This window comes from Campylobacter concisus (assembly GCF_902460845.1).
In the GTDB taxonomy this organism is placed as follows: Bacteria; Campylobacterota; Campylobacteria; order Campylobacterales; family Campylobacteraceae; genus Campylobacter_A; species Campylobacter_A concisus_X.
Genome location: NZ_CABPVS010000004.1, coordinates 108641 through 128491, shown reverse-complemented (window position 1 = coordinate 128491; position 19851 = coordinate 108641). Strand labels below are relative to the sequence as shown.

At 36.3% G+C, this 19851-nt stretch carries 26 protein-coding genes and 1 pseudogene; 8 read left to right on the top strand and 19 right to left on the bottom strand.

The window, feature by feature from the left end:
• Nucleotides 1-6: 6 nt before the first annotated feature.
• The 7 genes from F3H00_RS05945 to gatC are packed head-to-tail and all read right to left on the bottom strand — an operon-like array spanning nt 7 to nt 5820.
• A complete protein-coding gene (locus F3H00_RS05945; protein ID WP_084041248.1) occupies nt 7-549 on the bottom strand; it encodes a DUF1882 domain-containing protein in 543 nt (180 codons plus the stop codon).
• The gene (locus F3H00_RS05940; protein WP_084041231.1) at nt 549-1793 is read right to left on the bottom strand and encodes a serine hydroxymethyltransferase; all 1245 of its coding nucleotides are present in this window, start codon (nt 1791-1793) and stop codon (nt 549-551) included. Before F3H00_RS05940 ends, F3H00_RS05945 begins: the two co-directional genes overlap by 1 nt.
• Nucleotides 1790-3298, bottom strand: coding sequence for a lysine--tRNA ligase (gene lysS / locus F3H00_RS05935; RefSeq protein WP_223155254.1), 1509 nt, complete (start codon nt 3296-3298; stop codon nt 1790-1792). Before lysS ends, F3H00_RS05940 begins: the two co-directional genes overlap by 4 nt.
• 4 nt (nt 3299-3302) lie before the next feature.
• On the bottom strand, nt 3303-3770 hold the full coding sequence (locus F3H00_RS05930) for a Fur family transcriptional regulator (RefSeq protein WP_087577804.1): 468 nt from the start codon (nt 3768-3770) through the stop codon (nt 3303-3305).
• Nucleotide 3771: 1 nt separating this feature from the next.
• Nucleotides 3772-4383 carry a CvpA family protein gene (locus F3H00_RS05925; RefSeq protein WP_087580342.1) on the bottom strand — a complete coding sequence of 204 codons (612 nt, stop codon included), beginning with the start codon at nt 4381-4383 and terminating at the stop codon, nt 3772-3774.
• On the bottom strand, nt 4383-5522 hold the full coding sequence (locus F3H00_RS05920; RefSeq protein WP_149703769.1) for a type IV pilus twitching motility protein PilT: 1140 nt from the start codon (nt 5520-5522) through the stop codon (nt 4383-4385). The genes F3H00_RS05925 and F3H00_RS05920 overlap by 1 nt, the downstream gene beginning before the upstream one ends.
• A gap of 10 nt (nt 5523-5532) precedes the next feature.
• Nucleotides 5533-5820, bottom strand: coding sequence for an Asp-tRNA(Asn)/Glu-tRNA(Gln) amidotransferase subunit GatC (gatC, locus tag F3H00_RS05915; protein ID WP_072594515.1), 288 nt, complete (start codon nt 5818-5820; stop codon nt 5533-5535).
• Nucleotides 5821-5947: 127 nt separating this feature from the next.
• Between gatC and F3H00_RS05910 the strand changes: the two genes are divergently transcribed.
• The 8 genes and pseudogenes from F3H00_RS05910 to F3H00_RS10535 all read left to right on the top strand — a co-directional run bounded on the left by F3H00_RS05910 (nt 5948) and on the right by F3H00_RS10535 (nt 10038).
• On the top strand, nt 5948-6511 hold the full coding sequence (locus F3H00_RS05910) for a hypothetical protein (protein WP_148799112.1): 564 nt from the start codon (nt 5948-5950) through the stop codon (nt 6509-6511).
• Nucleotides 6511-7518, top strand: a complete 1008-nt coding sequence (locus F3H00_RS05905; protein WP_148799110.1) for an L-seryl-tRNA selenium transferase — start codon at nt 6511-6513, stop codon at nt 7516-7518. Before F3H00_RS05910 ends, F3H00_RS05905 begins: the two co-directional genes overlap by 1 nt.
• Entirely contained in the window at nt 7515-7847 is a 333-nt protein-coding gene (locus F3H00_RS05900) for a hypothetical protein (protein WP_148799108.1), read from the top strand. The genes F3H00_RS05905 and F3H00_RS05900 overlap by 4 nt, the downstream gene beginning before the upstream one ends.
• Nucleotides 7834-8463 carry a type III pantothenate kinase gene (locus tag F3H00_RS05895; RefSeq protein WP_148799106.1) on the top strand — a complete coding sequence of 210 codons (630 nt, stop codon included), beginning with the start codon at nt 7834-7836 and terminating at the stop codon, nt 8461-8463. The genes F3H00_RS05900 and F3H00_RS05895 overlap by 14 nt, the downstream gene beginning before the upstream one ends.
• Nucleotides 8460-9068 (top strand): ATP phosphoribosyltransferase, encoded by a 609-nt coding sequence (hisG, locus tag F3H00_RS05890; RefSeq protein ID WP_148799104.1) that lies wholly within the window; start codon nt 8460-8462, stop codon nt 9066-9068. The genes F3H00_RS05895 and hisG overlap by 4 nt, the downstream gene beginning before the upstream one ends.
• A gap of 130 nt (nt 9069-9198) precedes the next feature.
• Nucleotides 9199-9500, top strand: a pseudogene (locus F3H00_RS10775) (cytochrome c3 family protein); the annotation flags it as partial.
• Nucleotides 9501-9589: 89 nt separating this feature from the next.
• Nucleotides 9590-9733, top strand: a complete 144-nt coding sequence (locus F3H00_RS10770; protein WP_223155253.1) for a NapC/NirT family cytochrome c — start codon at nt 9590-9592, stop codon at nt 9731-9733.
• Nucleotides 9734-9810: 77 nt separating this feature from the next.
• On the top strand, nt 9811-10038 hold the full coding sequence (locus tag F3H00_RS10535; protein WP_223155246.1) for a hypothetical protein: 228 nt from the start codon (nt 9811-9813) through the stop codon (nt 10036-10038).
• A 312-nt stretch (nt 10039-10350) separates the two neighbouring features.
• Here F3H00_RS10535 and F3H00_RS05875 read toward each other — a convergent pair whose 3' ends face one another.
• From F3H00_RS05875 to F3H00_RS05825, 12 genes are all read right to left on the bottom strand, one after another.
• Nucleotides 10351-10995, bottom strand: a complete 645-nt coding sequence (locus F3H00_RS05875) for an ABC transporter ATP-binding protein (RefSeq protein WP_148799102.1) — start codon at nt 10993-10995, stop codon at nt 10351-10353.
• On the bottom strand, nt 10995-12059 hold the full coding sequence (tsf, locus tag F3H00_RS05870; protein WP_107686786.1) for a translation elongation factor Ts: 1065 nt from the start codon (nt 12057-12059) through the stop codon (nt 10995-10997). The genes F3H00_RS05875 and tsf overlap by 1 nt, the downstream gene beginning before the upstream one ends.
• Nucleotides 12059-12847 carry a 30S ribosomal protein S2 gene (gene rpsB, locus F3H00_RS05865; RefSeq protein ID WP_149703768.1) on the bottom strand — a complete coding sequence of 263 codons (789 nt, stop codon included), beginning with the start codon at nt 12845-12847 and terminating at the stop codon, nt 12059-12061. Before rpsB ends, tsf begins: the two co-directional genes overlap by 1 nt.
• 145 nt (nt 12848-12992) lie before the next feature.
• Entirely contained in the window at nt 12993-13208 is a 216-nt protein-coding gene (locus tag F3H00_RS05860; RefSeq protein WP_148799100.1) for an acetyltransferase, read from the bottom strand.
• A gap of 76 nt (nt 13209-13284) precedes the next feature.
• Entirely contained in the window at nt 13285-14064 is a 780-nt protein-coding gene (locus tag F3H00_RS05855) for a DUF4198 domain-containing protein (RefSeq protein WP_148799098.1), read from the bottom strand.
• A gap of 155 nt (nt 14065-14219) precedes the next feature.
• Nucleotides 14220-14951: a peptidoglycan editing factor PgeF gene (gene pgeF / locus F3H00_RS05850; protein WP_148799096.1), complete on the bottom strand. Its 732-nt coding sequence runs from the start codon at nt 14949-14951 to the stop codon at nt 14220-14222.
• Nucleotides 14952-14960: 9 nt separating this feature from the next.
• Complete coding sequence (gene ribE, locus F3H00_RS05845; RefSeq protein ID WP_148799094.1) at nt 14961-15575, bottom strand: riboflavin synthase; 615 nt, start codon at nt 15573-15575, stop codon at nt 14961-14963.
• A 215-nt stretch (nt 15576-15790) separates the two neighbouring features.
• Entirely contained in the window at nt 15791-16633 is an 843-nt protein-coding gene (locus F3H00_RS05840) for a YwqG family protein (RefSeq protein ID WP_149703767.1), read from the bottom strand.
• A gap of 10 nt (nt 16634-16643) precedes the next feature.
• Entirely contained in the window at nt 16644-17252 is a 609-nt protein-coding gene (locus tag F3H00_RS05835) for a CbrC family protein (protein WP_223155245.1), read from the bottom strand.
• Nucleotides 17253-17273: 21 nt separating this feature from the next.
• Nucleotides 17274-17498 (bottom strand): hypothetical protein, encoded by a 225-nt coding sequence (locus F3H00_RS10530; RefSeq protein ID WP_223155244.1) that lies wholly within the window; start codon nt 17496-17498, stop codon nt 17274-17276.
• A 192-nt stretch (nt 17499-17690) separates the two neighbouring features.
• Nucleotides 17691-18626, bottom strand: a complete 936-nt coding sequence (gene accA / locus F3H00_RS05830) for an acetyl-CoA carboxylase carboxyl transferase subunit alpha (RefSeq protein ID WP_148799090.1) — start codon at nt 18624-18626, stop codon at nt 17691-17693.
• 1 nt (nt 18627) lies between these two features.
• The gene (locus F3H00_RS05825) at nt 18628-19839 is read right to left on the bottom strand and encodes a beta-ketoacyl-ACP synthase II (protein WP_148799087.1); all 1212 of its coding nucleotides are present in this window, start codon (nt 19837-19839) and stop codon (nt 18628-18630) included.
• Nucleotides 19840-19851: the final 12 nt, after the last annotated feature.

Here is a 19851-nt window from a genome sequence, read left to right as displayed (position 1 = left end):
CCTTAATTACATATATTTTGACCAACTTGCCCCGCGCTCTTTTTGATAGAGTTTATAAGGTAAAGTTAGTATATTAAATTCTTTTGGCATATCGATATTTGGAAACATCCTCCACTCTTTAGGTAGCTTCTGTGAAAGCTTTGCGTTGAGCATGTTTGCTAGCTGGCAAGCCTCATTTAGCGTAGTGTGACCTTTATGCACATAAAGATGCAGATGCCCTGGCGTCTTGCTCTCGTAGGCTGTAAAATTTATAAAGCCCTCTTCTCTTAAAAGAAGCTGTGCTTTATGCCAAAATCTATCAGGGGTTCTGCCGTTATAGTCAAAGACTATATTTTCAACTTTATCGTATGCATTTATTAAAGAGTGCGCGATAACAGCCTTACCCTCTTCATGCTCTTTCATAATATTATAGGTCAGTGGCTCGTTGATCTTTTCAAATTTATCAAAGAAAATTTTGCCTCTATATTCTATTTTATTAACGATCGTATCACGCTTGATATAGTAGTGAGTTGTAATAATCTTTATAAGTGCCGTATCAATACTTTGCATCAAAATGTCGCTTTATCATAGATTATAAATTTATGAGCAAGTTCAACTAGCTCAGCTTTTGTCTTCTCTTGCAAAGATGTGTTGTTTATGTCGCTTAATACGTCAGCTATTTTGTTTGCTATTAGTTCAAACTCAGCTTCTTTCATGCCACGAGCCGTAAGCGCAGGACTACCAACACGTATACCACTTGTGATAAATGGACTTCTTGTCTCACCTGGAACCGTATTTTTATTTACTGTTATGCCTGCATTTCCAAGAGCGATATCAGCGTCTTTACCGCTAAAATCTCTATTTAAAAAGCTCATTAATATTAGGTGGTTATCGGTACCGCCGCTCACTAGATCAAAGCCTCTTTTTATTAATACTTCACCTAATTTTTTAGCATTTGCTTTTACTTGTTTGGCATAAATTTTCCACTCAGGGCTAAGGTTGTGCTTAAAGCCAACTGCCTTTGCTGCGATGACATGAACTAGTGGTCCGCCCTGAATGCCTGGAAAAATAGAGGCATTTATCTTCTTAGCATACTCTTCGTTGTTTGTCATAATGATACCGCCTCTTGGGCCTCTTAATGTTTTATGCGTAGTTGAACTTACGACATCACAGTATGGGAAAGGACTTTGATGCTCACCAGCAACAACAAGACCAGCAATATGAGCAACATCTGCAAAAAGTATCGCCCCAACAGCATCAGCTATCTCACGAAATTTTTTAAACTCGATCTCTCTTGTGTATGCACTTGCGCCACAAACGATCATTTTTGGTTTTACTATCTTTGCTATATCCATGACTCTATCGTAGTTTATGCGGCCATCAAGCTCGACGCCATAGAAAAAGCTCTCATACATCTTGCCAGAGCTGCTGACTTTCGCGCCGTGTGTTAAGTGTCCACCATGGCTTAGATCCATTCCTAAAATTTTATCGCCTGGATTAAGTAAAGCGCCGTAAACACCTTGATTTGCCTGAGAGCCTGAGTTTGGTTGAACGTTTGCAAATTCACATCCAAAAAGCTCTTTACATCTATCAATCGCTATTTGCTCGATCTCATCGACAAATTCGCAGCCACCATAATATCTCTTGCCAGGATAGCCTTCAGCATATTTGTTTGTTAGGATTGAGCCCATTACTTCCATAACTTCTGGATATGTAAAATTTTCACTAGCGATCATCTCAAGGTGGTCGCACTGGCGTTTTAACTCTAAATTTACTAGATCGTAAATGTCCTTATCATAGCTTTGCAAACTCATTTTTCATTCTCCTTTATCTCATTTTTAAGTGGCCTCATCGCTGGGAAGAGCACAACGTCGCGAATTGATTTTTTATCCGTTAAAAGCATAACAAGCCTATCGATGCCTATACCCTCACCTGCAACTGGTGGCATGCCGTATCCTAGGGCTTTTACATAGTCCTCATCCATCTCATGCGCCTCGTCATCGCCTGCATTTTTAGCATCGATTTGCGCTTTAAAGCGGTTGTATTGATCGATTGGATCGTTTAGCTCGTTAAAGCCATTTGCTAGCTCGCGACCAGCGATAAATAGCTCAAATCTCTCAGCCACATCAGGGTTCGCGTCACTTCTTCTTGAAAGTGGGCTGATCGAAATCGGATAATCAATAACAAATGTTGGGTGTATAAGCTTACTCTCTACGTAGTTATCAAATAACTCAGCCTGCAAGTGACCAAGATCAAGCTTCTCATTTGCTTCAAGGCCATCAGCTCTTAGTTTTGCTAAAATTTTATCTTTATCGTTTATGATATTATCATCTAGTCCGCCGATCTCAACGAGAGCTTTTTTGTAGCTTATTCGCTTAAATGGCTTACTAAAATCAATCTCCATGCCGTCAAAATTTATAACTTTTTCCATATCCAGCTTGTCCAAAATGACATTAAAAAGATCCTCTGTGATACCCATTAAATCGTGGTAGTTGTGGTATGCCCAGTAAAACTCTATACTTGTAAACTCAGGGTTGTGAGTAAGATCCATTCCTTCGTTTCTAAAATTTCTATTCATCTCATAAACAGCCTCAAAGCCACCTACTATAAGGCGTTTGAGGTATAGCTCAGGTGCGATCCTTAGATATCTCTCGACTCCAAGAGCATTATGAAAAGTGATAAATGGCTTGGCGTTTGCACCACCTGCTATTGGGTGTAGCATTGGTGTTTCAACTTCTAAAAAGCCTTTTTCTTCAAAAAATCTTCTAATCGTACTAATAATCACTGAGCGTCTTTTAAAATCTGCCCTAACTTCAGGGTTCATTATCATATCAAGATATCTTTGGCGATATCTTGTCTCAACATCAACTAAACCATGATACTTCTCAGGAAGTGGGCTTATCGACTTTGAAGCAAGGCTAAGCTCGCTTACATGCATAGAAAATTCGCCAGTTCTTGTTATAAATGCATAACCTCTGACATAGACGATATCGCCTATCTCTACGTATTTTTTAACGATTTTAAACCACTCTGGATCAAGCGTTTTATTACTAAAGTAAATTTGTAAATTTCCATCTTCATCTTCGATATTTGCAAAGACCGCTTTTCCAGCATCACGAATTAGTTTTATTCTACCTGCAAGACCCACTAGCTGACCTTCGGCCTTTTTCTCTTCTGTATCATTAATGTAGTTAAATTTTAGTCTAAATTTAGAGATATTCATATCTCTTCTAAGAAAATGCGGATATGGATTAATGCCTAAATTTCTTAGCTCGTCTATGCTTTGTAGTCGTTGAATCTCATGTTGGTTGTCAAATATCACCTTACTTTCCCTTTATATTATTTTTTGAGCATTTTTCACAAATTCCATAAAGCTGCATCATGTGACCAGTTAGTTTAAAACCATGATCTTTTGCGATACTGATTTGTCTTTTTTCTATCATTGGATCTTCAAATTCTATGATAAGGCCGCACTTTCTGCATATCATATGGTCGTGATGTGGCTTTGTGGCAAGCTCAAATTTTTTGCCTTGTGAACCAAAGCTGATTGATGTCACCATCTCTGATTCTTCAAGTAGATTTAGTGTTCTATAAACAGTTGCGATACCAATATTTAGCTCAGGGTGCGTTTCTTTTATAAAAAGATAAAGTTTTTCTGGAGTAAAGTGTTCACCATTGTTGTATAGCGTTTTTAGTAAAATTTCACGCTGTTTCGTGTATTTTAAACCATTGTCGCGAAGCACTCTTTTGAATTTCTCAAGCAACGCATCATATTCTAAATTTTCTATCATCTTATTCCCCTTTTGTGATATTAGAGTCAGTATTTACACTAGCATTTGCATCCGTTGAGATAAATGCGTCAGTTTTATTTGTATCCATTGGTCTTGCCACTATCTCATCTAACTCACTTTTGATATTTTTCACATCAAGATTTGTTATCCATTTGCCAGTTTCTATCAAAACCGGATAGACTTTACTATTCGCGAAATAAGGTGCAATTATATTATTTAGCGAAGTACCAGATATTACAGCAACTACTGCCGAAAATGTTAAGAAAATTTTTCCACTTCCCATAACAAATCCACCAAGTCTATCCAAAAAACCAAGTCCGCTTACTGAAACTATTTTTGATAAAAATTTACCAACTAGCAAGCAAACTATCCAAAAAACTAACCAAAGAGAGATAAATGCAACAAACTGTAAAAATGAAGGATTTTCAAATTTATATATATTTTTAGTTATAAACTCACCAGATAGATCTGAAAATCTACTAGCTATAATTAAGCCGCCGATAAGTCCGATAAGTCCGAAAGCTTCTTTGATAAGTCCATTTAATATGCCTTTTATGCCAAGCATCAAGACAAGAGCAATAATAATAATATCAAACCACGTTACTAAATCCATTATATAGTTCCTATTAAATTTTGAAGTTCTTGCTGACTAGTTGAATAAGCTAGCGCATTTTCTTTTGTAATCTTACCCTCTTTTAGTACTTTCATCAAAGCCTGAGTTTGTGTACTCATGCCAGTTTGTTGTTGATTTAGCTGCATCTGAGAGTAAATTTGATGTATTTTGTTTTCACGTATCAAGTTTGAGATAGCCATATTGTTTATTAAAATTTCATGCACCGCGCACCTTCCACCGCCTATCTTTGGGATTAGACTTTGTGAAACGACAGCAGTTAGCGAAACACTAAGCATATTTCTTACTTGTAATTGCTCGCTTCCATCGAAACTATCAACGATCCTATTTATAGTTTGAATGGCTGAATTTGTGTGAAGCGTACCAAAGACTAAGTGTCCAGTCTCAGCCGCCGTAATAGCCGTTGAAATCGTTTCTCTATCTCTCATCTCGCCCACAAGTATGATATCTGGATCTTCACGAACCGCAGATTTTAGAGCCCTTGAGTAAGAAGTTGCGTCAGTACCGATATTTCTATGAGAAAATAGAGCTTTTTTATTATTATGCACAAACTCGACTGGATCCTCAATTGTAATAATATGTTTTCTATAATTCAAATTTATCTCATTAAGCATGGCTGCAAGAGTTGTTGATTTACCACTTCCTGTCGGTCCAGTAACCAAAATAAGACCTTTTTTACGCTTAATAATGTGTTTAAAAATTTGTGGGGCATTTAACTCATCAAGAGATGGGATATTGATTGGGATTATACGAAAAGCAGCAGCTAAATCACCATTCATGGTATAGTAATAGTTACCACGAAAGCGACCAATATCTGGAAGCTCGATCGCAAAGTCAAGCTCTTTATTATTCTCAAGTTCACTTTTTTGTTCATCAGTAATCAAAGCAAAACATAAATTCTCTATATCCTTGCCACTTAATACACCAAAATCAATGGGCTTTAAAGCACCGTCTACTCTTATTTGCGGCTCAGATCTTGAAACAAGGTGAAGATCGCTTGCCTTATCACTTACAACAGTTTTTAAAAGTGTTTTTATATCACCAGTAGGATTATTAAGGTTATTATCTTCTGGTATTTTTACACTTAAATTCTTCGCCTGAAGCTGTTCGATTAGATCCATATTTTTACCATTATTCTATTATTTTTGGTACAGCAAAAAAATGCCCTTCACGTGAAGGAGCGTATTTTAAGATCGTATCAATCACATCACTTGGTCTTGGCTCATCTTCTCTTAAAGGTGTGCCACCTTTTATAGAGCTAACTACAGCTTCATCGCTACTTAGATCAAGTTCGTTTAAAATATCAACAAAAGATACAATCTCGCTTAGTTGTTTTTTTACTTCTTCTCTTTTTTCATCACTGATTTGTAAGGCAGAAAGTTTTTCTAATTTATTTAAAAGAGTATCATCTATTTGCATTATATAAGTAACCTTATTAATTAATTTTGAGCCATTATATCACATTCAAGCTTTAATTTTGGGATAGTTTTAATTTAATTATGTTAAAATCTGCGAATTAAAATTTTTTAAAAATAAAGGAAAAGCGTTGGCTATAAAAGAAGATCTAACACAGATAAAACAAGAGATTGGTGCTCAAGAACAGTTTTTAGAAAGCATGATCAAAGGTGAGCGTTTCTTTAGAAAGTATAAAAAATTTATGATAATTGCCATTATTGTTGCCGTCATTGCAATTATTGGATTTTATTCGAACAAAATAATAAATGATAATAGAATTGAAGATGCGAATTTGGCTTACTCAAAGCTCATTTTAAATCCGAACGATGCAAACGCCTTAAGCATTTTAAAAGAAAAAGAACCAAATTTATATGCACTTTTTTCACTTCAGCAAAAGCTTGATAAAAATGAGACAAATGGCATTAGCGAGCTTGCAAATTTAAAAGTAAATCCTATAGTAAAAGATATCATTCTTTCACAAAATGGTAATGCAAACACTCAAATTTTAAGCGAATATAGCACACTTTTAAAAGGTTTTGAGCTTTTAAAACAAAACAAAATCAAAGAAGCAGATGATGAGTTTGATAAAATTTCACTCGACTCTCAACTTCAAACTTTAGTTAAAAATTTAAAACACTATCAGGGAATAAAATAATGAAAAAAATTACTCTTTTCTTGGCTTTTGCCTTGGCTTTAGTTTTAAGCGGATGTGGCACAAAAAGACAATATTTCGAGCCAGCTCAAACCTCTGGCAAAATTTCTTTGTCAAAAGATATGCCATCTTATATCAAATCAGCAAATGCAAATGGTGCCACTCTTGATAACGGCAATATTATCACCAAAAACGGCCTAAATACAAACATTAAGTTGCCTGAAAATTTTAATTTCTTAAATGAAAACAACGGCTTTATCATCTCAGCTAGTATAAATGGCGATCTAAATGTGACAGATCCTAATGGACGCAGCATTTATAGCAATAAATTTCCAACAGCAATTGTTGCTGCTTCTCTTGATCAAAACCTATTAGCAGCTATCAGCGCGACAAACCACATCTATCTAATAGACATAAATACCGCAACAACAATAATGGAATATAGCTCGTCTAATATAGCAGCAGTTGATTCAAGGGTCGTAGCACCATTTTTTATGAGCTCGCTTATCGTTTATCCGGCATTAGATGGCAAAATTTATATAGTACAAAAAGAGACTGGTAGAATTTTACGTGACATGGTCGTAAGTTCTGAAAATTTCTTTAATAACATCATATTCTTAGGCGTTGAGGGTGATAACTTAATAGCAGCAACAGCAAAAAAACTAATCGTCATTAACCCAAGTCAAACGGTTTATTATGACGGTGAGATCAAAGATGCACTAGTTAATAACGATGAAATTTATATCTTTAAAAAAGATGGTACGATCGTAAGAACAAATCTTATGCTAAAAGAGCAAAATAAAGTAAATTTCAAATTTGCCATCTTCTCAGCAGCCACTATTATCAATAATAAGCTCTACGTAATCGAAAAAACAGGCTACGTTATAAAAACAAATTTAGACCTCAGTGGAGCTGAAATTTATGAATTTAGCGATGAGATAAAAGATAAAAGCTTTATGGGCAATGGTGCCTTTTATTATGATAATGAACTTGTTAATTTAGGGCAATGAACCAAAAAATTTGGGAGCTTTTTGAAGCCAAAAAAATCCTTTTAAGAGATATCAAAGCACTTAATACAAGTGAATTTAGCACAAAAAAGACGCTTGATATCTTTTGGGGAGTGGACAATAAGAGCTTTTACAATCTTGTCTTTTTAAGAACAGCAAAAAGTAGATTACTACGCAAAGAGGCTTTGGAGCTTGAAGAAATTTCTAAAAAAATAGAGATGAAATTCCAAACAAGCCTAAGAAAAAAAACTATATTTTATAACTCAGAAATTTGTTCTAAAGCCTTAAAAGAACTACAAGATAATAATTGGCGATGTTATGATTTTGTGTAATATAGGCAATACTAACGCTACATTTTTAGAAGATGGCAAAATCTCACGTATGAAAATTTCTGAGTTTAAAAGCTATAAGCCAGAAAAAAAAGTATATTTTATATCCGTAAATGATGAAATTTTAAATATTTTAAAAGATAATAAGATGTTTGTGGATCTAGAACCATTTTTTACTATTGATACGATATATCAGGGTCTAGGAGTAGATAGAATCGCAGCATGTTACTCTATAAATAATGGCGTAGTCGTTGATGCTGGAAGCGCCATAACAGTTGACATTATGGCAAATTCTATCCATCTTGGAGGATATATCTTGCCAGGCATTTCAAGTATGCTAAACGCCTACAAAAGTATCTCGCCACGACTTGATATTACTATAAATTCACAAATTGACATAGATGCACTACCACAAAAAACAGCTGATGCCGTGAGTTATGGCATTATTAAACCGATAATAACTCTACTAGATAAGCTAGCCGGTGATAAAAAAGTCTATTTTACTGGTGGAGATGGCGATTTTTTGTCAAAATTTTTTAAAAATGCTATTTGCGACAAGATGCTAGTTTTTCGTGCCATGCAAAAGCTAATAACTGAAAAGAAAGATATGATAATATGATAACAGTAGCACTACCAAAGGGAAGAATAGCCGAGGCAACACTAGAAATTTTTAGAAAAATTTTTGGTTCAAGTTTTTTATTTGAAGATAGAAAATTAATCCTTGAAGAAGGAAATTTTAGATTTTTAATGGTTCGCAACCAAGATATCCCAACTTATGTCACTGAAGGTGCAGCTGATATTGGTGTAGTGGGGCTTGACGTACTTGAAGAGCATAAGCCAAACGTTGTAAGACTACTGGATTTAAAAATCGGCCAATGCAAAGTTTGCGTTGGCATAAAAAACGACTCTGAACTAGACCTAAACCAGCCAGAGCTAAAAATAGCCACAAAAATGCCAAATATAACAAGAAATTATTTTACGAAACAAGCCATAGCTGTAAAGATCATCAAGCTTTATGGCTCGATCGAACTTGCACCATTAGTTGGCTTAAGCGATGCGATAGTTGATGTAGTCGAGACTGGCTCAACCATGAAACAAAATGGGCTAAAGATCGCTGGTGTTATCATGCAAAGCTCAGCTTATCTAATAGCAAATAAAAATAGTTTTATTATTAAAAAAGATGAGATTTTAGAACTTTACAAAAAAATCAAAGAAGAAATTTAAAGTCCTTCTCTCTTATCATAAAGTGCAAAAATTTCTCTAATTATAAAGTCCGACTATTCATTTATAAATTCTTTTAGAATAATGCATTGGTAGTCACTGGCACACTTTTTATATTAATTTATCTTAATAGATTGGTACTGACATACCAAAGAGCGATCTAAATATTACAAAAATAGTAGTTTCTGACTAGCTAAGAGCTAGGCATAATCTAAAGCCTCATCACGAACATTTAAGCTTTGATTGCAATTAATTACCATCAAAATCAAGGCGATAATCCTAGCAAATTTAAAGAGATCGGTGATAATGGCTTCTTATCCTGTCATAAGAGTAAAAAGCTCTTAGCTGATGGACTAAAATTTATGGATACTCTAAAAGCAAATCCTCACAACTCAGTTCACAAATGATCCAACTTTATACTGTGATGAGTGCCACGAGTATGAAATTTAACAATGGATAAGGACCATAAAAATTTCAAAGAAATTATTATCACTTACAATCTTTATAAGTAAAATTTTGGATTTATAGTTGTTTTACCAGTTCATTATGCACTTAAAGAAACAAGTGAAGATAAATTCTGTGTAGTTTGCCATGAGATGGATCCTATGGTAATTGCTTACAATGATGATATTCATAGTGGTAAAGGTAAAACATCACATACCGTATGACAAGATCGCAAAATATACTCTAACGAAGGCAAAATGGTATTTTAGAGGACTGGGAACATTTCTTTGGTGATCATGATGTGATTGATTGGCATAAGAATCTCAAAAACTGCGAGTATTTCGTATTTAAAAATGGTTACACTAGCTGCCATGCAAATACGATAGGTAGCAATAAAATATCAGCACGAGCTCAAAAGATGTATACTCACTATAAAAAAATTCTTGGCAGTGACAAAAAACTAAAATTTGTAAGTTGCCACTATGAAGCAGGACATAGCGCTAGCTTTAGAAATTATCTTGAGTACTGAAGCCAACATATAAATTTTATGAGAAGAATATACTAGAGCAAAAGATCAACGATAAGAAAAATTCTTCAAAGATGAATATAAACCTACAAAAGAGGAAGAGAAATTTTTAAAATAAAAAGTCGATAAAGATGCTCAAAAAAACAGCTGGTGGTATGACTGGATAAGTCTAAATTTTCTATTCATTAGACAAGCGATTTAAGTTTGCTTGTTTCTACTTCTTGCATAAAGCTTTTTAATAAAAATTTATACTATAAATTGATTAAATTTACAAATATACTAAAAGATAAAATAGTAAATTTTAGTTTTTAAAATTTAAGAAATTTGCACAAGCTCTTTGTTCACAAGCTTGTATGAGCTATCGCATTTTGCGGCTAGATCGTTGTCATGAGTAACTAGCACAAGGGCAGCTTTATTTTCATTTACATAGTCAAACAAAACTTGCATCACTTCATTTGCTGTTTGCTTATCAAGGTTGCCCGTTGGCTCGTCTGCAAAGATGATCTTTGGCTTTTTGGTAAGCACTCTAGCGATACTAACACGTTGCTGCTGACCACCGCTTAGCTCACCAACTTTTTGATTTATTACATTTGAAATTTTAAGCAACTCAAGCTCTTTTTCTTCTATTTTTTCGCCAGATAAGATGCTTGCAAGCTCAATATTTTCGTAAGTGCTAAAGCCTTTAAAAAGGTAGTGCGACTGAAAAATAATGCCAAAATGAAGCCTTCTAATAGCCAAAAGCTCATTTTGTGAAAGCCCATAGATCGATCTATCTTGATAGATAACCTCGCCAAAATTTGGTTTCAAAAGTGTTGAAAGTATGTGCAAAAGCGTTGATTTGCCACAACCGCTAACGCCGGTTATCGCGATGCTTTGTTTTTGATTGAGAGTTAAATTTATATTATTAAAGAGCGTATAATCGTACGCAAAGCCTAGATTAGACGCTCTTAAAATTTCCATTAGCCTATTTGAGCAGCAACTTCTGCAGCAAAGTCATCTACTTTCTTTTCTAAGCCTTCGCCAAGCTCAAAACGAACGTATTTCACGATCTCGATCTTGCCACCAAGCTCTTTACTCTTCTCTTCGATAACTTGTTCAATAGTCTTTTTATCGTCCATTACATAAAACTGACCTAAAAGTGTAAGGCGTTGATCAAGCACTGTGTTATCAGCGTAAAATCTCTCGATCTTGCCAGGGATGATCTTGTCCCAAATTTTCTCAGGTTTGCCCTCAGCTTTTAGCTCTTCTTCGATCTCTTTTGTAGCTTTTGCAAGCTCTGCCTCGCCTATTTGGCAGCGACTAGCATACTCAGGAATGTGATGAAGTGGCTTGCCTAGGCGTTTTAGCTCTTCATTGTCTTTTTCAAGTTCAGCGCGAAGTGCTATAAATTCTTTCTCAACAAACTCTTTATCAAGGTCTTTGTAGCTTATAACGCTTGGCTTCATAGCGGCTGCATGCATACATAAATTTCTTATAAAATCAGCTGCTTTGTTTGCAACTTCAGCGCTTTCGCAAGCTGCACCGATAAGTACACCAACACGACCATTTGAGTGAACATAGCCATTTACCACGCCCTTATCATCAGCGCTAATAGTCTCAAAGCGGCGCACTACAAGATTTTCTCCGATGGTTGCAATCTGAGTTTTGAAGTAATCTTCAAATTTAACACCATTTAAAGTGCTCGCATTTAGCTCTTCAACTGTTTTTATGCCGCTTGATTGGATGTGAGCTGTTGCATCTTTTGCAAGTGCTTGAAACTGTGGGTTTCTAGCAACGAAGTCAGTCTCAGAGTTGATCTCGCTAATAGTTGCTTTTTTGCATTTTGAGCAAACTTCAACACTTACCAAGCCTTCGCTTGCAAGGCGGTCAGCCTTTTTAGCAGCTTGGCCTAGGCCTTTTTCACGAAGGATGTCAACAGCTTTTTCCATGTCGCCATTTGCTTCGCCAAGTGCCTTTTTGCAGTCCATCATACCAGCTCCGGTTGATTCGCGGAGCTCTTTTACCATTTGTGCAGTTATTTCCATTACTCTTCGTCCTCGCCAAAGTCTTCTTCACTCATAGCCTCAGCTACAACTGCGTCTTTCTCATCTTGGCTTACTTCTTCGCCAGCAGCTTGCTCACCACCATCTTGCTCAAGAAGTGATTTACCTTCGTTGATAGCTTCAGCCATCTCTTGGCAGAAAAGCTGAACAGAGCGAATCGCGTCGTCGTTTCCTGGGATCGGATAATCAACAACATCAGGATCGCAGTTTGTATCAATAGGTGCTACAACTGGAATTTTTAAACGATTTGCTTCCTGAATAGCGATCTTTTCTTTGACAGTATCAACAACAAATATCATATCAGGTAGGCTTTTCATATTGCGGATACCGCCAAGAGTTGCGATAAGCTTCTCTTTTTTGCGGCGAAGCATCAAAGCCTCTTTTTTAGTTAGTAAATTTATCGAACCATCTTCTTCCATAGTTTCAATGACTTCAAGTTTGCGGATAGACTGGCGGATAGTACCAAAGTTTGTCATCATACCACCTAACCAGCGGTGATTTACATAAGGCATTCCACATTTTTCAGCGTACTCTTTTATAGCGTCGATAGCTTGTTTTTTAGTGCCTACAAATAGCACTGACTTACCTTCAGCAGCTGCGTCACGAACAATGTTGTAAGTGTAGCGGAAGTAGCGGATAGTCTTTTGTAGATCTATAATGTAGATACCTTTTCTCTCGCCAAAGATAAATTTTTTCATCTTTGGGTTCCAGCGGCGTGTTTGGTGACCAAAATGTACGCCACACTCTAATAAATCTCTCATAGTTACCATGAGTTTCTCCTTGTTTTAGGCATTTTGCCTTGAATTTAGTTTTATCCTCCACGACCATTAATGCTTTCGCACAACCAAATTTAGGATTGTCGTGTGTGAAATAAAGGGGGATTATACTTAAAGTAATATGAATTTAAACTAAAGTTTATTTACTTAATTGCGAGTCTTCTTCGATTTTTATTAATTTAGCAAAAATTTCTGCCAATGCTTGCCTTTGTTCGGATGAAATTTCAAGCTTCTTAACATTTAAAAGAACGCTTACAAACTCCTCGTTTTGTAGCGTTTCTACGCCAAATTTTCTTGCGTTTGTAGTGATTTTTAGCACAAGAGGATTTTTTGATTTAAAGTTTTCGTAAGGCATTCTTTCTCTACTTTCAAAATTATAAAGCAATTATAAAAATTTATAATAAATTCGGACTCAAATTTATATCAAACTTTTATTCTTTTATCTCAAAACTAAGCGTCGTTTTTAACGTCTCTTTATCACACTTTGCAGCATCTGGATAAGGTCTTTCATAAATCACTTCAAATACCCAAAATCCTGGTCTTAGAGCTAACACTTCAGTGATGCCTTGCTCATCAGTCACACCATAAAACGCGTGCTTATGGTCTAAAAATCCAGCAAAAGTACCAGTTAGCTTAGCTCGCTCTAGCGGCTTTCCATCAGCAAAAACCTGCAATTTAAAAGGCTTATCTACTCTAAATTCCGCTGGGTTTTGTAGCGGTACGATCTCGATTTTAACTCTAATAGGTTTAGTTACGAAGTCGTCTGTTTCACCTAAATTTAAGACTCTCTTAGATGTTATCGTCATCAGCCGGCAAATCTGTATATCACTTAGATCCTTTAGATCAAGCTTAGTTTTGTCTATTAGCCACTTACCATCACTACGTTTTTTAAGCGAATACATAGGATTTTGCTGTGCTAGTAAGATATATGTGCCTTTGTCTAATCTTTCGCCATCATAGCGGTAGTTCTCGCCACTTTGTGTAAGCTTCTTTTTGCTACCATCTTTACTTATTACAGTAATTGGCGCAAAAAGATGGACGCGTTCGGCCATAATAGGCTCTAGCTTTGGAAAATCGTCGCTATAACCCATGTTTGCGATAAATTTTCCTAGCTTTTCATCATTAGCTCCATCTACCCAAAACATGTGTGCTTGCACCATATAAAAGGCTCCAGTTAACATAATGGCGGTCAAAATTCTACCTGTTTTCATGGTCTCCCTTATTATTATTTTTGAGATTTGATATCAAATTGTAGCTAAAAATTATTATATTTAGCCATTTTTTAGATCAAATTAAATATCAAAACATTCAATACAATTTAGCTGGCAAATTTTAACAGTCAAGTAATGAAGCTAAAGATTTACTTTTATCTTTTATTATTTACCGATGTGGCTCTATTCATCACAAACCCACAAAAACGCCCGGTCCTACTCTGTTTGCGGTATGAGAATAATTCATCTCTCTCAAAAGTACAACGAGGATCTAGCGATATTTGCTCTACTCCAAACTTAGCAAATTCGTCTAATAAAGCTGCGTTTATATCAAATTTTCCATCTTTTTTGTATCGGTTAAATTCACCAAGATCTAGCTTGCCTACTTCGTAGTTTTGCACTTTGATATTTGCGCCTATAAACACGCGTAAATTACTAGCGCGGCAGCCAAACTCGCTCATCATCAGTCCTACCGCATTTGTACAAATTTTACTAGTAACACCTGCGCGTCCCGCATGCACAGCTGCGACTACACCAAGATGTTCATCTATTATCAAAACAGGTGCGCAGTCTGCGACTAAGACGCAAAGTGCTACGCCTTTTAGTGATGTTATCACACCATCGCATGGAGGTAGATCGTCGTTAAAATCTTGCAAAATTTCCACTCGATTTGAGTGGATTTGGCTCATAAATTTTAAATTAATAGGCATAATGCCAAGCGCCGTTGCTAAAATTTCACGATTTTGTGCGACATTTAACGGATCATCGCCAACATGATCTGCTAAATTTAAGCTCTTATAAGCGCCCTCACTCACACCACCAAATCTATTTGTAAAGCCAGCTAATACGCCATTTTTATCAAAAACGATCTCTAAATTTTCACGCATTTTATCCACCTAGTAAAGGCTAGAAATTCGCTCAACATCGTCCCAGCTAAGGGTGCTATCTTGCTTGCAAAAAAGCTGCCTAGCTACGTATCGAGCCAAAAGATCGCTTTCGATATTTACGCGTCTGCCGACCTTGAAAGTGCCAAAAAGACTATCTCTAAATGTGATTGGTATGATTGTGAGCCTTATACCCTTTGGCAAAATTTCATTTATAGTTAGACTCACACCCTCAACACCCACTGAGCCTTTATTTGACATCAAGCTCATAGCCTCGCGCGGCAGGTCGATATAAAAATCAACCCCATTCTCATTCTTTTTGATATTTGAAATTTTACCGATAAAATCGATATGTCCTTGCATCAAATGCCCATCCACGCGCTCTCCAAGCTTCATCGCTGGCTCGATATGCACTCTTTCTTTTAAATTTTCAACCGCGATATTTGCCCTACTCTCTGCACTTAGCTCCACACTAAAGCCATCTTCATGCAGTTTTATTACACTTAGGCAAGCACCATTTACAGCAATGCTATCGCCTAAATTTGGACGAAAATTTGCCTTTAGCCTTAAAATATTTTGTGAATAACTAACAACCTGTGCGATCTCACGAATCAAGCCATTAAACATATTTTGCCTTTAAAATTTTTAAGGATTTTACTAAATTTTGCCTAAATTTGGGCATTACCATCTTTGATTATTTTATATATTTAAGTAGTTAGTGGTAGAAATGGAAGTGAAATTTTGATAATCGCACTAAAAATGTTAGTAAAAATTTATTGTGTAACCCTAGTATAAAATTTCCCTATAAATTTTAATTTTTATCTTTTATAAATTCGGTAGCCTTAACTTGTTTGCAAAACTAGCCACGTCTTGCTAAAGTCGCGCGCCGCTATCTTTATCCACAGATAAACTCTGCCCTCTCCGTCCCAGTCCATGTCGCCCTCATCATCACTATCTATCTGTAAAAGCAGTTGCCACTGGGCAACATTTTTCTCAAATTCCGCTATTCTTGGGTGGTGATAAGCGCTACCATCACCACAGCTAAGTCCATTTGCAATCAGCTCACACTCTAGCTCCATACCATCTTGGACATTATCGGAGTGCCCAAGGAGCTTATTTTCTTTAGCCTGCCAGCTTGACTCAATAACCTCATGATAAGCTTCCCACTCAGCTTCACTAATTTTACTAAATGGCACAATCGAGCTTTGTAAATTTGGCAAATTTATCTCATTTTCAAAGCTAAGCAAGCGCGCGTTAAATGTAGAATTTTCTCCCTCTAAACTCTCCGCTCTCCTGCGAGAAAGCGACTCATCATTTACATCAGAAAAGATCACTGCAAAGCCATTTTTATCGGCAGGATCATAGCCCCAAACACGCAAATTTCTATCATAAAAGAGATAGAGCATTCCGCTTTTTGGCAGTAGTGAGTCAGTGTCAAATTTGCTAGCTTCAGCAAAATTTATCTGTGCCACAAAGCTAAGCGCGCCGTTTTCATTTGAAGGCCACAATAAACCATCTGGTAGATCTGGCGAGCCGCCAAATTTAGACGCTCCAACGGCGATATCATCGTCATTTTTAGCTTGCACATCTATCCTTATGGCATTTCTTGCTAGTGGCGACAAAAGTTTAAAAAGTTCATCCAGCCCACGTTCTTTACAACCTTTAGAAATTTTTGTAATATCCATATTTTCCTCTTTAACAAGCATCAACGTATATATGATACTTCTTACAATGCAAACAACGAAACAAATATCCGGCAATATCGCCAGCTTTAACAAGATGTTCGCGTAGCATTTTATCGTCATATTCGGCTCTTTTTGCATAGTCCTCAAAGACCTCGTCTGCTATACCCATTTCTTCAAGCTCTCTTGTACCAACGTCACCTAAAAATTCGCAATAATCATCACAACAAACTATCCAATGCTCGCCCTGCCAGCTCTCGTAGCCCGGGGTTCTTCTAAAGAGTTCGTCATCCTTTTTAGCATCACTTGTAGTTAATTTGTCAGCATCTTGCACAAATGTAGCATCAAATTTCTTAGCAGCCTTACCACTAGAAATACAAGTAGGACAAAGATACGAAATATCTTGCTCGCAATAAATGCTACCGTTATAATAAACTTCAGTGTCTTTGCCGCAACACTCACACAAGATACTAATATCATCTTTAAATGCGCCAGTTTTTAAAGGGTTAGGATGGTAGATAAATTTTGGTAGTGTGGAGGCTTTATCTTCTTGAGCCAAAATTTGACCTCTACTTTTTGGGCGAGGCAGCGCCCATTTATCATTTTCGTCAATGAATTGCACTAGATAGCCAAGTGCCTTTAGCTACCTTTTATCACTTTTGTCATGTATTTTTAAAAGTAAGTCGTAAGCACTCTTTCTCATAGATAAAAGCTGATAAACATCGACTAAAACATACTTTGCGCAAATGTCATCACAATTTTTCAACTCTTCTTTAAACTGATAGAGTGCCTCAATACTAGAAGCATTGCCATTATTTTTATAATATTCTTTTGAAAGAGTGATATATTTTTCTTGAAATTTATTCATTAATACTCTTTATGTAGATTTGACATTAACAATTTTAGTGTTTAAATCTTAAAGATATAAAAGCTAGTGTAAAAATTATGGCTGTTAAAGCGATTAAATTTATATTGATTTTTAAATTGTTTTAGTATTTTGGTAGATGATGCCACAAACAAATTTGATAAGTATTCTTATAAAATTGTTGTGACTATAAATTTATTCTTCAAATGCTCCGATAGAGAGAATTTTTTCTATTCTTTTTGAAACAAGATCATTTATATCAAGCTTTTCAAGCTCAGCTAGCTCTGAGATAAAATAATTTGCAAGTGCTTTTGCAGCACCTTCTTTGTCTCTATGAGCTCCATTTATCGGCTCGTTTATCACGTCATCTATAAGTGATAAATTTTTTAAGTCATCAGCCGTTATCTTCATAGATTTTGTAGCTTGCTCTTGCTTAGCTGGGTCATTCCAAAGTATCGCTGCACAGCCTTCTGGTGATATAACTGAAAACACAGAATTTTTCATCATGGCAAGTCTATCAGCCACGCCTATAGCTAAAGCGCCACCACTTCCACCTTCGCCTATGACAACAGCAATTATTGGAGTTTTTAAATTTGCAAACTCGAATAAATTTCTAGCTATAGCTTCACTTTGTCCTCGCTCTTCAGCTCCAACACCTGGATATGCGCCTGGAGTGTCTATGAGAAATAAAATGGGTAGATTAAATTTTTCAGCCATTTTTGCAACTCTAAGAGCCTTTCGATAACCCTCAGGGTGAGGCATACCAAAATTTCTTCTTAATTTATTTTTAGTGCCACGGCCCTTTTGCTCGCCTATAACAATAGTCTTTTTGCCTCCGATATAGCCGATGTAGCAAACTATTGCTGGATCATCTCGAAATGCTCTATCCCCATGAATCTCATATCCATCAATCAAAAGCGCATTAATATAATCAATAGAATATGGTCTATCTGGATGACGAGCAAGTTGCAAACGTTGATATTCGTTTAAATTTTTATATACTTTTGATATCTCTTTGGATAAATTCTTATTTAAAATTTCAACAGCATGTTCATCGCCTCTGATCTTAGCATTTGCTATATCTTCATCAATTTGTTTTATGCTTTTTTCAAAATCTAAATAATTTGACATCTTAATCCAACTTTTTAAATATCACGACGCCATTTGTGCCACCAAAGCCAAATGAGTTGCTCATAACAGCTTTTATATCAGCTTTTCTAGCTTTATTTGGAACGTAGTCTAGATCGCACTCTGGATCAGGAGTTTGGTAGTTTATTGTTGGAGGGATAATACCATCTCTCATTGCCATTATAGATATAACAGCCTCGATCGCACCAGCACCACCTAGACAGTGTCCGGTTTGACCTTTTGTTGAGCTAACTGGTGGGCACTTATCACCAAAAACTGCTTTTAGTGCCGCAGTCTCATTCTTATCATTTACAGGTGTTGAAGTACCGTGCGCATTTACATAATCTATCTTTACACCTTTTGCCATATCAAGTGCTTGTTTCATCGCACTTAATGGGCCTTCAAGTGTTGGTGATGTGATATGGTGTGCATCTCCACTCTCACCAAATCCAACCACTTCAGCATAAATTTTAGCTCCTCTTGCAACAGCTGACTCATACTCTTCAAGTACTAATGCGCCAGCACCTTCGCCCATTACAAAACCATCACGATTTGCGTCAAATGGCCTTGAAGCCTTGCTTGGCTCATCATTTCTAGTTGATAGTGCTTTCATGGCAGCAAAACCGCCTATTCCAACACCACAAATCGTAGACTCAGCTCCAATAACTAGCATATTTGTAGCTTGGCCAATCATAATGCATTTTGCTGCTTGAGATATTGCATGAGTACTTGCTGCACATGCTGTTACGCTAGACAAATTTGGACCCTTAAGTCCGTGATTTATAGAAACTATGCCACCTAACATATTTACAAGTGCCGATGGAATAAAAAATGGTGAGATTCTCTTTACACCTTTTTCAAAGTATGTAATTGAATTTTTTTCAATATTTGGCAAACCACCTATGCCAGCTGCCGAGCTAACGCCAAATTTATGAGCATCAAACTCTTTAAAATTCGCATCAGCCATAGCTTCATTAGATGCTTTTATGCCAAGCTGTATGAAACGATCTACTTTTTTCACCTCTTTGCCGTCTAAAATGCTATTCGGATCAAAATCAGTTATCTCGGCAGCAATTTTAACAGGAAAGTCACTTACATCAAAGCTTGTGATCTCTTTCACACCTGTTTTACCCTCGCAAATAGCCTTAAAAGAACTCTCTTTGTCAAGGCCAAGTGCGTTTATCATGCCTATACCAGTTACAACGACTCGTTTCAATACATCTCCTTA